Origin of the sequence: Pseudomonas sp. TREG-RG-20F-10-E-6-01 (assembly GCF_022662455.1) — a bacterium.
Taxonomy (GTDB): Bacteria; Pseudomonadota; Gammaproteobacteria; order Pseudomonadales; family Pseudomonadaceae; genus Aquipseudomonas.
Genome location: NZ_JAKNQP010000001.1, coordinates 311,317 through 324,810 on the forward strand (window position 1 = coordinate 311,317; position 13,494 = coordinate 324,810).

Genomic DNA, 13,494 nt, shown 5'->3' on the forward strand with positions numbered 1-13,494 from the left:
GTCGATATTTCCGTTCGGACAAACAACAAGGGGGCGAATCTTCATCCGCCCCCTGTGTGTCCGCTTATTCCTGCGGTTCTTCTTCGTCTGCGGCAGCATCGAGGGTTGGCTCGTCGACGTTGTCATCGCCAGCTGCGATCACCTCGCCGTCGAACTCTTCACCTTCTTCCAGCTCTTCGCCTTCGACTTCCGACGGTTCCTGCACACGCTCCAGGCCGACCAGTTTTTCATCCTTGGCCAGCTTGATCAGGGTCACACCCTGGGTGTTACGGCCCAGGCTCGACACTTCGGCCACACGGGTACGCACCAGGGTGCCCTGGTCGGAAATCAGCATGATTTCCTCGCCATCGAGCACCTGGACCGCGCCGACCAGACGGCCGTTGCGATCGTTGCTGACCATGGCGATAACGCCCTGGCCGCCACGCTTGTACTCCGGGAACTCGGTGATCGCAGTGCGCTTGCCATATCCACGCGCCGAAGCGGTGAGGATCTGGCTGCCTTCTTCCGGAATCAGCATCGAAATCAGCTTCTGCCCTTCTGGCAGACGCATGCCGCGCACACCGCGGGCGGTACGGCCCATGGCACGCACGTCGGATTCCTTGAAGCGCGTTACTTTGCCGCCGTCGGAGAACAGCATGACTTCACGCTCGCCATCGGTGATGGCAGCGGAGATCAGCACGTCGCCTTCGTCCAGCTCCAGGGCGATCAGGCCCACGCTGCGCTGACGGCTGAAGGATTCCAGCGGGGTCTTCTTCACGGTGCCTTTGGCGGTAGCCATGAAGATGAAGTGACCTTCGGTGTATTCCTCGACCGGCAGCATGGTGGTGATGTATTCATCACTGTCCAGCGGCAGCAGGTTGACCAACGGGCGACCACGGGCGGCACGCGAGGCTTCCGGGATTTCGTAGGTTTTCAGCCAGTACACTTTGCCTTTGCTGGAGAACAGCAGCAGCGTGGTGTGGCTGTTGGCGACCAGCAGGTGAGCAATGTAGTCCTCATCCTTCACGCCGGTAGCCGATTTGCCTTTACCACCACGACGCTGGGCCTGGTACGCAGCCAGCGGCTGGGTCTTGGCATAGCCACCGTGGGAGATGGTCACCACGCGCTCTTCTTCCGGGATCATGTCACCCAGGGTCAGGTCGAGGCGCGCATCAAGGATTTCGGTGCGACGTACATCGCCGTATTCGGCGCGGATCACTTCCAGTTCTTCGCGGATCACTTCCATCAGGCGCACGGCGCTGCTGAGGATGCGGATCAACTCGCCGATCTGGTTGAGAATTTCCTGGTACTCGGCCAGCAGCTTCTCGTGCTCCAGACCGGTCAGGCGGTGCAGGCGCAGTTCCAGAATGGCCTGGGCCTGTTCCGGCGACAGGAAGTACTTGCCGTCACGCAGACCGTATTGCGGGTCGAGGGTCTCGGGGCGGCACGAATCGGCGCCGGCGCGCTCAACCATCGCCACAACAGCGCTGGATTCCCACGGCATCTTGATCAGCGCTTCTTTAGCTTCCGACGGCGTCGGCGAAGCCTTGATCAGGGCGATGACCGGGTCGATGTTCGACAGGGCAACGGCCTGGCCTTCCAGGATGTGACCACGTTCGCGCGCTTTACGCAGTTCGAACACGGTACGGCGGGTAACCACTTCGCGGCGGTGACGCACGAAGGCTTCCAGCAGATCCTTGAGGTTCAGGATGCGCGGACGGCCGTCGATCAGTGCAACCACGTTGATGCCAAACACGCTTTGCAGCTGGGTCTGGGCATAGAGGTTGTTGAGGATCACCTCAGGCACTTCGCCACGACGCAGTTCGATCACTACGCGCATACCGTCTTTGTCGGACTCGTCGCGCAGCTCGGTGATGCCTTCCAGCTTCTTCTCTTTAACCAGCTCGGCGATCTTCTCGATCAGACGCGCCTTGTTCAACTGGTAAGGCAGTTCGGTGATGACGATCTGCTGACGGCCACCGACCTTGTCGATGTCTTCGATGATCGAGCGGGCGCGCATGTAAATGCGGCCGCGACCGGTGCGGTAGGCTTCGATGATGCCGGCGCGACCGTTGATGATCGCGGCGGTCGGGAAGTCCGGACCGGGGATGTATTGCATCAGCTCATCGACGGTCAGCTCAGGGTTGTCGATGAGGGCCAGGCAACCGTCGATGACTTCACCGAGGTTGTGTGGCGGGATGTTGGTCGCCATGCCGACGGCGATACCGCTGGAGCCGTTGACCAGCAGGTTGGGGATCTTGGTCGGCATGACGGCCGGGATCATTTCGGTGCCGTCGTAGTTCGGCACCCAGTCCACGGTTTCTTTGTGCAGGTCGGCCAGCAGCTCGTGCGCCAGCTTGGTCATGCGCACTTCGGTGTATCGCATGGCCGCAGCGTTGTCGCCGTCGACCGAACCGAAGTTGCCCTGGCCGTCTACCAGCAGGTAGCGCAGGGAAAACGGCTGCGCCATCCGAACGATGGTGTCGTACACCGCAGTGTCGCCGTGAGGGTGATACTTACCGATCACGTCACCGACAACACGGGCAGATTTCTTGTACGGCTTGTTCCAGTCGTTACCCAGCTCGCTCATCGCGAACAGCACACGCCGGTGCACGGGCTTCAAGCCATCGCGCGCATCAGGCAGTGCTCGACCGACAATTACGCTCATCGCGTAGTCGAGGTAGGACTGTTTCAGCTCGTCTTCGATATTGACCGGGAGGATTTCTTTGGCCAGTTCGCCCATGAGAAGCCTGATTCCTTTTTCGGGTGAAACCTCGTCACATCCTATGGGACGAACGAAGCTCGCCGCTGCCGGCAGAGTGCCTGACAACGACTTACGACAAATCAACGAGTTATGACACGGATCTGCACGTTATGGGCAGCCCCTTGAGGCAGCCCTGGAAACCGCCGGATGTTATCACAATCGCCGCCACGCACCTATCCCCCAGATGCGCATGGAGCATAGTTAGTTGACGGATGACGGGCCTGAGGGCGACGAGAGGGGCTCAGAGGTAGGGTGGTGCTGTTTTTTGAGGGCAGATCCAAGGGTTTTATTGACTTATAAGGCCAATCGGGGGCAAGCCCCCTCCCACACTCGAAGTGTGAACACAGTCAAAATGTGGGAGGGGGCTTGCCCCCGATAGCCGTCTGACAGTCGCCAACGCCCTCAATGCAGGCGCTTACGGCACATCAACTTGGCCAGCTTGGCGGCGTCCGGGCGCTCAACGATGCCTTTTTCGGTCACGATCACATCAATCAGATCAGCCGGGGTCACGTCGAACACGGGATTCAAAGCAGCCACATCCAACCGTTGCCCCATGACCTCCAGCAACTCACCGGGATCACGCTCCTCCAGGGCGACGTCTTCACCCGTGGCCATCATCAAATCGAGTGTCGAGCTGGGCGCCACCACCATAAAGCGCACGCCATGGTGCATCGCGCACACGGCCAACTGATACGTGCCGATCGTGCCGATCACATCACCGTTGGCGGCAATGCAGTCGGCGCCGACGATCACCCAGGTCACGCCCTTGGTCTTGAGGATATGCGCGCCAGCCGAGTCAGCATTCACCGTCGCCGCAATACCCTCGCCTGCCAGCTCCCACGCCGTCAGCCGCGAACCTTGCAGCCAGGGGCGCGTCTCGTTGACATAGACATGCTCGACCAACCCCTCCAGAAACGCAGCGCGAACCACCCCGAGGGCCGTGCCGACGCCGCCTGTGGCCAGTGCGCCGGCATTGCCGTGGGTCAGGATCGCCTGGGCGTTGCCCTGGTGCTTGCGAATCCGTTCGAGGCCCAACTGGGCCATGACCACATTGGCCTCTCGATCACTTTCATGGATCGCAATCGCTTCCGCCTCCAGCGCCGCCACCGGGTCGGCGTGCTTCTTGATGCGGTCCAGGCGATCGCGCATGCGCTTCAAGGCCCAGAACAGGTTCGCGGCTGTCGGGCGGCTATCAGCCAACAGCGCGTAGTCTTCTTCCCACGCGGCCTGCCAGTCGCCGCCTTCAGCGATGCGTTCACGCGCGGCGAGCACCAGGCCATAGGCGGCGCTGATACCAATGGCCGGCGCGCCGCGCACCACCATCGTGCGTATGGCATCGGCCACTTCAGCCACAGAGGTGCAGGCAACCCAGGTTTCCCGAGACGGCAAGGCACGCTGATCGAGCAGGTGCAGCGCGCCATCACGCCATTCGATGGCTTTCACTTTCTCCGCTGCTAACAGTCGGTCGCGCATCCCTTACCCCGCACTCATGAACAAAAGCCGCCGATTATAGCGATCCGCCAGCCAGGACGCTCGGGTATACTTCGCCCTTCTTTTATAGCTGCCCGGGAAGAAGCCTGCGATGACCTCCACTGCCGCCCCGCTCGACTTATTGCTGCTGCCGACCTGGCTGGTACCTGTCGAACCTGCCGGCGTGGTGCTCAAGGAACATGGCCTGGGCATCCGCGATGGTCGCATCGCCTTTATCGGGCCACGGGCCGCGGCATTGAAGCTGGCCGCCACCGAGGTGCGCGAGCTGCCGGGCATGCTGCTCAGCCCGGGCTTGATCAACGCCCACGGCCACGCAGCGATGAGCCTGTTTCGCGGGCTGGCCGACGACTTGCCGCTGATGACCTGGCTGGAAAAACACATCTGGCCCGCCGAAGCCAAGTGGGTCGATGAAGCCTTCGTGCGCGACGGCACCGACCTGGCCATCGCCGAGCAGCTCAAGGGCGGCATCACCTGCTTCTGCGACATGTACTTCTACCCCAAGGTCGCCAGCGACTGCGTGCACAACAGCGGCATGCGCGCGCAGATCGCGATTCCGATCCTCGACTTCCCGATTCCCGGCGCCAGCACGGCCGACGAGGCGATTCGCCAGGGCATCGAGCTGTTCGGCGACCTCAAGCACCATCCGCGCATCCGGATCACCTTCGGGCCCCACGCGCCGTACACCGTGTGCGATGAAAACCTGGAAAAGATCCGGATAATTGCCGAAGAGCTGGACGCCTCGATCCATATGCACGTGCACGAAACCGCCTTCGAAGTGCAGCAGGCCGTCGAGCAGACCGGCGAACGCCCACTCGCGCGCCTGGGCCGTCTCGGCCTGCTTGGCCCGCGCTTCCAGGCCGTTCATATGACCCAAATCAGCGAGGACGACCTGGCTTTGCTGGTAGAAAGCAACACCAGCGTCATCCATTGCCCGGAATCGAACCTGAAACTGGCCAGCGGCTTTTGCCCGGTGGAGCGTCTGTGGCAGGCTGGTGTCAACGTGGCGATCGGCACCGACGGCGCCGCCAGCAACAATGACCTCGACCTGCTCGGCGAAACCCGTACCGCCGCCATGCTGGCCAAGGCCGTCGCCGGTTCGGCCACCGCCCTGGACGCCCATCGCGCCCTGCGCATGGCCACGCTCAACGGCGCGCGCGCCATGGGCCTGGAAAGCGAGATTGGCTCACTGGAGGTCGGCAAGGCTGCCGACATCGTGGCCTTTGATCTTTCGGGGCTGGCGCAACAACCGATCTACGATCCGGTCTCACAGCTTATCTATGCCACCGGACGCGATTGCGTGAAACACCTTTGGGTCGCCGGCAAGCAGTTGCTCGACGACCGGCAATTGACCCGTATGGATGAACAACAGTTGACCGCCACGGCCATTGCCTGGGGCCAACGCATCAGCGGGCACAGCGAATAACGCAGGGTTTGCACCTACGCTTGAACACCTGCAAACCGATTTATCAGATTTAGAGGATTCACCATGAGCAACGTCGACCACGCCGAAATCGCCAAATTCGAAGCCCTGGCTCACCGCTGGTGGGACCGCGAAAGCGAGTTCAAACCCCTGCACGACATCAACCCGCTGCGGGTCAACTGGATTGACGAACGCGTCAACCTGGCCGGCAAAAAGGTACTCGACGTCGGCTGCGGCGGCGGCATCTTCAGCGAAGCGATGGCCCAGCGTGGCGCCACCGTGATGGGCATCGACATGGGCGAAGCCCCGCTGGCCGTCGCGCAACTGCACCAGCTGGAATCCGGCGTAAACGTGGAATACCGCCAGATCACCGCCGAAGCCCTGGCCGAAGAAATGCCCGAGCAGTTCGACGTGGTCACCTGCCTTGAGATGCTCGAGCACGTGCCAGACCCCTCCTCGGTGATTCGCGCCTGTTTCCGCATGGTCAAGCCAGGCGGCCAGGTGTTCTTCTCCACCATCAACCGCAACCCCAAGGCCTACCTGTTCGCGATCATCGGCGCCGAATACATCATGAAGTTGCTGCCGCGCGGCACCCACGACTTCAAGAAATTCATCCGCCCTTCCGAGCTGGGCGCCTGGAGCCGCCAGGCCGGGCTGACCGTCAAAGACATCATCGGCCTGACCTACAACCCGCTGACCAAGCACTACAAGCTGGCCAACGACGTTGACGTCAACTACATGATCCAAACCCTGCGCGAGGAGTAAGCCTGTGAAGTTGCGAGCGGTTCTCTTCGATATGGACGGTACATTGCTGGACACCGCGCCGGACTTCATCGCGATCTGCCAGGCGATGCGTGCCGACCGCGGCCTGGCGCCGATCAACGACCAGCACATTCGCGATGAAATCTCCGGCGGCGCACGAGCGATGGTTGCCGTAACCTTCTCGATGGACCCGGAATCCCCAGGCTTTGAAGCGCTGCGCCTGGAGTTTCTGGAGCGCTACCTCAAGGGCTGCGCGATCCACAGCAAGCTCTTCGACGGCATGGAAGAACTGCTGCAGGACATCGAAAAATCCAACCTGGTCTGGGGCGTGGTCACCAACAAGCCGCTGCGCTTTGCCGAACCGATCATGCAGCAGCTGGGCCTGGCCGAGCGGTCGGCGCTGCTGATCTGCCCGGACCACGTGAAAAACAGCAAGCCAGACCCGGAGCCGCTGATCCTGGCGTGCAAGATGCTCGACCTGGACCCGGCCAGCGTGCTGTTCGTGGGCGATGACCTGCGCGATATCGAATCCGGCCGCGACGCCGGCACCCGTACCGCAGCGGTTACGTTCGGCTACATCCACCCGGACGACAACCCCCGCAACTGGGGTGCCGATGTCGTGGTGGACCACCCGCTGGAACTGCGCAAGGTGCTGGATAACGCACTGTGCAGTTGCTGATTGTTCACCGACTGTTCTGAACGATGAAAATCCAAATGTGGGAGCGGGCTTGCTCGCGAAGGCGGCGTGCCAGTCAATGAATGTGTTAACTGACTCACCGCTTTCGCGAGCAAGCCCGCTCCCACAGGGGATCTCCACTGTTCTCAAGCTTGGTGCTGGCAACATCTTGAATTCTGTCGAGGCTATTTATGTTTGATTACTGCGCACGTCCAGAACTGCTCAAAGGCCGGGTGATCCTGGTGACCGGCGCCGGTCGCGGGATTGGCGCGGCGGCGGCAAAAACCTACGCCGCCCATGGCGCTACCGTGCTGTTGCTGGGCAAGACCGAAGCCAACCTGGCTCAGGTGTATGACGAAATCGAAGCGGCAGGCCAACCGCAACCGGTGGTGATCCCGTTCAACCTCGAGACCGCCCTGCCCCATCAATACGATGAGCTGGCCGCGATGATCGAAAAGGCGTTCGGCCGCCTCGACGGCCTGCTGCACAACGCCTCGATCATCGGCCCGCGCACGCCGATCGAGCAGCTGTCCGGTGAGAATTTCATGCGGGTGATGCACGTCAACGTCAACGCGATGTTCATGCTAACCAGCACGTTGCTGCCGCTGCTCAAGCTGTCCCAGGATGCGTCGGTGGTGTTCACCTCCAGCAGCGTCGGGCGCAAGGGCCGTGCCTACTGGGGCGCGTACGGGGTGTCGAAGTTCGCGACTGAAGGCTTGATGCAAACCCTGGCCGATGAGCTGGAGGATGTCGCGTCGGTGCGTTCCAACAGCATCAACCCAGGCGGCACGCGCACCAGCATGCGTGCACAGGCGTATCCAGGCGAAAACCCGATGGAAAGGCCGGCGCCGGAAGAAATCATGCCGGTGTACCTGTACCTGATGGGGCCGGACAGTGCGGGCATTAATGGGCAGGCGTTTGATGCGCAATAACCGCTGACCTGCCACGAACCAACCTGTGGAAGTGGCTGTTGTGGCGAGCGGGCTTGCCCCGCGCTGGGCTGCGAAGCGGCCCCAAAACCTGCCACCACGATCGCTGTGTTAGACCGCGCTGGCTCTACGGGGGCTGCTTCGCAGCCCAACGCGGGGCAAGCCCGCTCGCCACAGGTTTCGCCCCGCGTTGGGTTTAGAAGTTTAGTTTTTCACCACTTCTTCCAGGGTGAAACGCCCCAGCGGGTTCTGCAGGAAGTTGCTCACATTCTTGCGTGAGATGTTGATGTACGGGCTGTAGTACAAGTCGATCCAGTTCACATCCTGTTTTGCCAGCTTCTGCAACTCGACGTACATCTGCTCACGCTTGACCGGATCAGCCTCGATCCGCGCGGCCGCCACCAGTGCCTTGACCTTGTCGTTCTTGTAGCGGGTCATGTAGTTCTGGTTGGTGTCGTGGCCGAGCACGAAGGTGGTTTTCTGGTCCGGGTCGAGGATGTCGTTGGTCCAGTACATCACCGAAATATCGTACTCACCGTCCACCAGCATCTGCCAGCTTTGGGTCGGGTCGACTTTCTGCAGGTTGGCGGTCACGCCGACCTTGGCCAACTGGTCCTTGATGATCACCGCAATCTGCTCGTCGGCTTCGTTGCCGGCGTTGACCACGTAGTTGAGCTTCAAGTCCTTGGCCCCGGCCTCTTCCAGCAGCTTCTTGGCGGCGGTCGGGTCATACGGGCGTTGCAGGTTGTTGGCGTAGTGGTACAGCGAGCCTTTCGGGATGTAGGAATAGGCCACGGTGCCCTGACCGTAAGTGGCGGTCTTGACCAGCGATTGTTTGTCGATGGCCATGTCCAGCGCCTCGCGCACTTGCGGTTTGGCCAGCAAGCCGTGGGCGTGGTTAATCAGCAAGTGGTCTTCGCGGGTCGACGGGTCGGAGTGGATCACCACGTTCTTGTCTTTTTTCAGCTCTTCCACGCGGGAGAACGGTACGAAGATCGCCGTGTCGAGCTCGTTGTTCTGCACCATGCGCATGCGCGTGTTGTCGTCGGTCACCGACACCCACTCAACACCATCCAGGCTCACGTTGTTGGCCTGCCAGAAATTCGGGTTCTTCTTCAAAATCACCCGGTCGCCCTTGCGCCACTCGTCCACGGTAAACGCGCCGGACGTCACCGGGTTTTCCGAGTAAGCGTCTTCGCCCATCTTGGTCATGGCTTTTTCCGACAGGATCGACACCGTCGGCGACGCCAATTGCGAGAGAAAGGCCACAGCCGGAGTTTTCAGGGTGACCACCAGGGTGTGCGGGTCCGACGCCTTGGCGGTGTTGATCAGGCTGAACGGGTCGCTCCACAGCGAGGCCTTGTTGTCGCGAATACGCAACAGGCTGAACGCTGCGTCGTCGGCGGTGATCGGCGAGCCGTCGGAAAACTTCGCCTCGCGCAGCTTGAAGGTGTAGGTCAGGCCGTCCTTGGAAATGTCCCAGCTTTCTGCCAGGCCCGGCTCCATCTTGGTGCCCAGGTTATCCACGCGCACCAGCGTGTCGTAGACGTTGGCGAACACCCAGGTGTCGCGGTTTTGCGCGCTTTTGATCGGGTCGAACGTGGTGCTGTCTTCACGGCAGCCGATGGTCAGCACACCGGCGGCCTGGGCCAGGCCGGCAGTAAGGGACCACGCGGTCAACGTAGCGGCGGCGAGCAACTTCAAATGGCGGGATTGCATGTCATAACTCCTTGTTTAGTACGGCAGAAAGGGTTAATGGCGCTTCAAGCACGCAACTGTATCGATGCTCGTGCAGGAAATGCGTCGGCGGCAACACCACGGAACACATCGTTCGGGCGTATCGGCAACGCGGGTGAAAGGCACAGCCTGTGGGCAAATTCAGCGGGCTCGGTGGCTCACCGGGCAAAGGTTCTGCAGGCAACGGCCGGTGCGGATCGATCTCGGGGATCGCCTCGATCAACGCTGCCGTGTACGGATGGCGCGGTGCGGTAAACACCGCTTCCACCGGGCCTTCCTCGACGATTTTGCCCAGGTACATCACCGCCACGCGGTCGCACAGGCGCCGCACGATGGCCAGGTCATGGGCGATAAACAGGATCGCCAGGTTCATGCGCTGCTGCAGTTCCAGCAACAGGTTGATGATCTGGCCCTGGATCGACACATCCAGCGCCGCCACGCATTCATCGGCGATGATCAAGCGCGGTTCCACCGCCAGCGCCCGCGCGATACCCACACGCTGGCACTGACCGCCGCTTAAAGAGCCGGGTTTGCGACCGGCCAATTCGGGGCGCAGGCCGACCAGATCGAGCAGTTCATTCACGCGGGCCGGTATCTGCTGCGGCGCGACTTTGCGCTGCACGCGCAACACTTCGGCAAGGGTTTCGCCGATGGTGTGGCGCGGGTTCAGCGCGGCGTACGGGTCCTGGAAGATCATCGCGGTTTCATGGCGCAGGCGGGCAATGTCGATCGCGCTGCCATGGGCCATGTCGACGCCATCGAACAGCACCTGGCCGGCGCTGATCGGGTTGAGGTGCAGGATCGCCCGGCCGAGCGTGCTCTTGCCGCTGCCGGACTCGCCCACCAGCCCCAGGGTTTCCCCGGCGGCCAGGTTCAGCGAGACACCATTGACCGCCCTCACCCACTGTTTATGCAGGCCGAACACACCTGTACCGGACGCCGCGAAACGCACCTCAAGGTCCTTGATCTGCAACAGGCTCATGATCGGCCTCCCAAGGGATAGTGACACGCCACCCGCGCGCCTTCCGGCAATAACTGCGTGCACAAGGCGCCCGCCTGTGCACAGCGCGGGTTGAAGCGACACCCGTGCGGCAATGCGTCCAGCAACGGCGGCTGGCCGGGAATCGTGCGCAGCAACGCGTGCCCACTGCTGTGGGCGGGCTGACAATCAATCAGGCCGGCGGTGTACGGGTGTTGCGGGTTGGCCAGCAACTCGTACTTGCTGCCGTGCTCGCACAGACGCCCGGCGTACATCACCGCGATGGAATCACAGGTTTGCGCCACCACTCCCAGGTCGTGGGTAATCATGATGATCGACAGGCCGCGCTGGTCGCGCAGCTCCAGTAACAGGCGCAGGATTTGCGCCTGCACCGTCACATCGAGGGCGGTGGTCGGCTCGTCGGCAATCAGCACTTCAGGATTACAGCCCAACGCCACAGCGATCATCGCGCGCTGGCGCATGCCGCCGGAAAACTCGTGGGGGTAGTTGTCGACCCGCGCCTTGGGATCGGGAATGCCGACCTGGCGCAGCACGTCGATGGCTTGCAGGCGCGCGTCTTTTTTCGACGCGCCCTGGTGCAGGCGAATGCCCTCGGCGATCTGCTCGCCGATGCGCATCAACGGGTCCAGGTGGCTGCTGGGGTTCTGGAAAATCATGCCCAGTTGCCCGCCACGCACCGCGCGCATGCCGGCATCGTCCAGCGTCAACAGGTCCTGCCCGGCCAGGCGCACAGCAGCGCCTTGCACGCGCAAGTTGGGCGAGGGCAGCAGGCGCATCAACCCGCGACAGGCCAGGGTCTTGCCCGAGCCACTCTCGCCCACCAGGCCGAGGATTTCACCCTCGGCCAAATCAAAGGACACGCGGTCGACCAAGGTGACATCGCGCCCGGCATTGTTGGCGATCACGCTGAGGTCACGCACTTGCAGCAGGCTCATGCGCGATCCCCCAACACTTGCGCCACGCCATCGGCGAGCAGGCTGAAGCCCATGGCCAGCGTGACGATGGCCAGGCCCGGAAAGGTGCAAATCCACCAGGCCGTGGTGATAAACGCCTGCCCTTCGGCCACCATCGTGCCCCACTCGGCGGTTGGCGGTTGCACGCCCAGGCCCAGGTAACTCACGGCGGCGCCATTGAGCAGCACCAGCACGGCGTCAGACATGGAAAACACAATCGAACCGAACATGGCGTTGGGCAGCAAATGCCGGAACAGAATGCGCCCATGGCCAAAGCCCAGGCTTTTGGCGGCCAGCGCAAACTCGCTTTCCTTGAGCACCAGGATCTGCGAGCGGATCAGCCGCGCATACGACACCCAGCCCACCAGCGCCATGGCGATATAAAAGCTTTTCAAGCCAGGGCCGAGAATCGCCATGATCGCCAGCATCAGCACAAGAAACGGGAACGCCAGGATCACGTCGATCACGCGCATGCAGACGCTGTCGAAACGCCCGCCGATGTAGCCGGAAACCGCGCCGACGAAGGTGCCGATCATGAACGGGAAAATCACCCCGACAATGGCCAGTTGCAGGTCGATGCGCGCGCCCCAGATCACGCGTGAAAGGATGTCACGGCCGTAGTTATCCGTGCCGAACGGATGCGCCAGGCTAGGCCCGAGCAAACTGATGTCAGTGTTCTGCGCGATCGGGTCAAACGGTGCGACCCAGGGTGCAAACAGCGCCAGGGCCAACCACACCAGCAGGATCAGCAGGCCCCACGCCGCCGTCAGCCGGCCATTGCGAAAACCGAAACGCAGGCGCAAACGCCACGGGGCAGTCAGTGGGCGGCTGCTCATTGCATGTTCACCCGTGGGTCGAGGGCCACCGTCACCACGTCGGCGACGAAGTTGACCACCACCGTCGCACAGGCCAGCACCATGGCCACGCCCTGCACCACCATGTAGTCACGGGTGAAAATGCCGCGTACCAGCAATTGGCCGATACCGGGAATGGCGAACAGGCTCTCGATCACCACCGTGCCGCTGATCAGCCAGCCGATGTTCACCGCCAGCAGGTTGACCGCCGGCACCAGCGAATTGGGCAACACATGCCGACGGAACACGGCGGCCTCCGACAGCCCACGCGCCCGCGCGGCGGTGACGTGATCGGCCTGCAATTCCATCAGCATGCTAGCGCGCAGGTTGCGCACCAGCACCGCCGACAGCGCCAGGGCGATGGTCAGGCACGGCAGCAGCATATGATGGGCCTTGTCCAGCCAGGTGCGGCCGTAGCCAGACACCGGGAAAAGGCCCCACTTCACACTCAGCAACAGAATCAACATCAAACCCAGCCAGAACGCCGGCATGCCCAGGCCGACGGTGGTGAACACGCGGATCAGGTTGTCCGCCCAGCCGCCTTTATTGCGCGCCGCCCATGTCGCCAGCGGCAGCGCAATCAACAGCGCCAGCAGCACGCTACCAAGCACCAGAACCAGGGTCGGCTCGATGCGAGTGACGATCAGCTTCAAGGCATCGACTTTGTAGAGCAGCGATTGGCCGAGGTCGCCCTTGAGCAGGTTCTTGAGGAAGTAGAAGTATTGCAGCCACAACGGCTGATCCAGGCCGTATTGGGCGCGGATTTTCAGCAAGGCATCCGGCGTACTGCGCGAGCCGAGCAAGGCCCGGGCCGGGTCGCCCGGGATCGAGCGCACCAGCACAAAGGTGATCAGGCTGATGCCAAACAGCACCGGCAGCAATTGCAGCGGCCGGGACAGCACAAAACGGTAGCGCGCCAGGTTCATCCG

11 protein-coding genes are annotated in these 13,494 nt (G+C 62.1%); 4 read left to right on the forward strand and 7 right to left on the reverse strand.

Annotation, left to right across the window (positions count from 1 at the left end; all coding sequences use genetic code 11):
- Positions 1-64 precede the first annotated feature (64 nt).
- Together gyrA and mtnA are read right to left on the reverse strand one after the other, a co-directional pair.
- Positions 65-2,722, reverse strand: a complete 2,658-nt coding sequence (gene gyrA / locus L8K08_RS01530; RefSeq protein ID WP_145163138.1) for a DNA gyrase subunit A — start codon at positions 2,720-2,722, stop codon at positions 65-67.
- 423 nt (positions 2,723-3,145) lie between these two features.
- Positions 3,146-4,216: an S-methyl-5-thioribose-1-phosphate isomerase gene (mtnA, locus tag L8K08_RS01535; protein ID WP_145163137.1), complete on the reverse strand. Its 1,071-nt coding sequence runs from the start codon at positions 4,214-4,216 to the stop codon at positions 3,146-3,148.
- Positions 4,217-4,325: 109 nt separating this feature from the next.
- Here mtnA and L8K08_RS01540 point away from each other — a divergent pair, with 109 nt between their 5' ends.
- The 4 genes from L8K08_RS01540 to L8K08_RS01555 all read left to right on the forward strand — a co-directional run bounded on the left by L8K08_RS01540 (position 4,326) and on the right by L8K08_RS01555 (position 8,024).
- A complete protein-coding gene (locus L8K08_RS01540; RefSeq protein ID WP_242193869.1) occupies positions 4,326-5,657 on the forward strand; it encodes a TRZ/ATZ family hydrolase in 1,332 nt (443 codons plus the stop codon).
- Between the two features lie 63 nt (positions 5,658-5,720).
- Positions 5,721-6,419, forward strand: coding sequence for a bifunctional 2-polyprenyl-6-hydroxyphenol methylase/3-demethylubiquinol 3-O-methyltransferase UbiG (ubiG, locus tag L8K08_RS01545; RefSeq protein ID WP_242193872.1), 699 nt, complete (start codon positions 5,721-5,723; stop codon positions 6,417-6,419).
- A gap of 4 nt (positions 6,420-6,423) precedes the next feature.
- A complete protein-coding gene (gene mupP / locus L8K08_RS01550) occupies positions 6,424-7,095 on the forward strand; it encodes an N-acetylmuramic acid 6-phosphate phosphatase MupP (protein WP_106576876.1) in 672 nt (223 codons plus the stop codon).
- A 188-nt stretch (positions 7,096-7,283) separates the two neighbouring features.
- Positions 7,284-8,024: a YciK family oxidoreductase gene (locus L8K08_RS01555; RefSeq protein ID WP_242193874.1), complete on the forward strand. Its 741-nt coding sequence runs from the start codon at positions 7,284-7,286 to the stop codon at positions 8,022-8,024.
- Positions 8,025-8,225: 201 nt separating this feature from the next.
- Here L8K08_RS01555 and L8K08_RS01560 read toward each other — a convergent pair whose 3' ends face one another.
- Genes L8K08_RS01560 through L8K08_RS01580 form a run of 5 tightly spaced genes read right to left on the reverse strand, consistent with a single transcriptional unit; the run spans position 8,226 to position 13,491 of the window.
- Positions 8,226-9,740, reverse strand: a complete 1,515-nt coding sequence (locus tag L8K08_RS01560; protein WP_145163131.1) for an ABC transporter substrate-binding protein — start codon at positions 9,738-9,740, stop codon at positions 8,226-8,228.
- Position 9,741: 1 nt separating this feature from the next.
- Positions 9,742-10,740, reverse strand: coding sequence for an ABC transporter ATP-binding protein (locus L8K08_RS01565; protein WP_242193876.1), 999 nt, complete (start codon positions 10,738-10,740; stop codon positions 9,742-9,744).
- Positions 10,737-11,693 (reverse strand): ABC transporter ATP-binding protein, encoded by a 957-nt coding sequence (locus L8K08_RS01570; protein ID WP_242193878.1) that lies wholly within the window; start codon positions 11,691-11,693, stop codon positions 10,737-10,739. The genes L8K08_RS01565 and L8K08_RS01570 overlap by 4 nt, the downstream gene beginning before the upstream one ends.
- Positions 11,690-12,547: an ABC transporter permease gene (locus tag L8K08_RS01575; RefSeq protein ID WP_242193881.1), complete on the reverse strand. Its 858-nt coding sequence runs from the start codon at positions 12,545-12,547 to the stop codon at positions 11,690-11,692. Before L8K08_RS01575 ends, L8K08_RS01570 begins: the two co-directional genes overlap by 4 nt.
- Positions 12,544-13,491, reverse strand: a complete 948-nt coding sequence (locus L8K08_RS01580; protein WP_145163125.1) for an ABC transporter permease — start codon at positions 13,489-13,491, stop codon at positions 12,544-12,546. Before L8K08_RS01580 ends, L8K08_RS01575 begins: the two co-directional genes overlap by 4 nt.
- Positions 13,492-13,494: the final 3 nt, after the last annotated feature.

Bases quoted from the DNA above. Each gene is read 5' to 3' on its own strand.
- gyrA (WP_145163138.1), bottom strand. From the start codon at position 2,722: ATGGGCGAACTGGCCAAAGAAATCCTCCCGGTCAATATCGAAGACGAG.
- mtnA (WP_145163137.1), bottom strand. From the start codon at position 4,216: ATGCGCGACCGACTGTTAGCAGCGGAGAAAGTGAAAGCCATCGAATGG.
- L8K08_RS01540 (WP_242193869.1), top strand. From the start codon at position 4,326: ATGACCTCCACTGCCGCCCCGCTCGACTTATTGCTGCTGCCGACCTGG.
- ubiG (WP_242193872.1), top strand. From the start codon at position 5,721: ATGAGCAACGTCGACCACGCCGAAATCGCCAAATTCGAAGCCCTGGCT.
- L8K08_RS01555 (WP_242193874.1), top strand. From the start codon at position 7,284: ATGTTTGATTACTGCGCACGTCCAGAACTGCTCAAAGGCCGGGTGATC.
- L8K08_RS01560 (WP_145163131.1), bottom strand. From the start codon at position 9,740: ATGCAATCCCGCCATTTGAAGTTGCTCGCCGCCGCTACGTTGACCGCG.
- L8K08_RS01565 (WP_242193876.1), bottom strand. From the start codon at position 10,740: ATGAGCCTGTTGCAGATCAAGGACCTTGAGGTGCGTTTCGCGGCGTCC.
- L8K08_RS01570 (WP_242193878.1), bottom strand. From the start codon at position 11,693: ATGAGCCTGCTGCAAGTGCGTGACCTCAGCGTGATCGCCAACAATGCC.
- L8K08_RS01575 (WP_242193881.1), bottom strand. From the start codon at position 12,547: ATGAGCAGCCGCCCACTGACTGCCCCGTGGCGTTTGCGCCTGCGTTTC.
- L8K08_RS01580 (WP_145163125.1), bottom strand. From the start codon at position 13,491: ATGAACCTGGCGCGCTACCGTTTTGTGCTGTCCCGGCCGCTGCAATTG.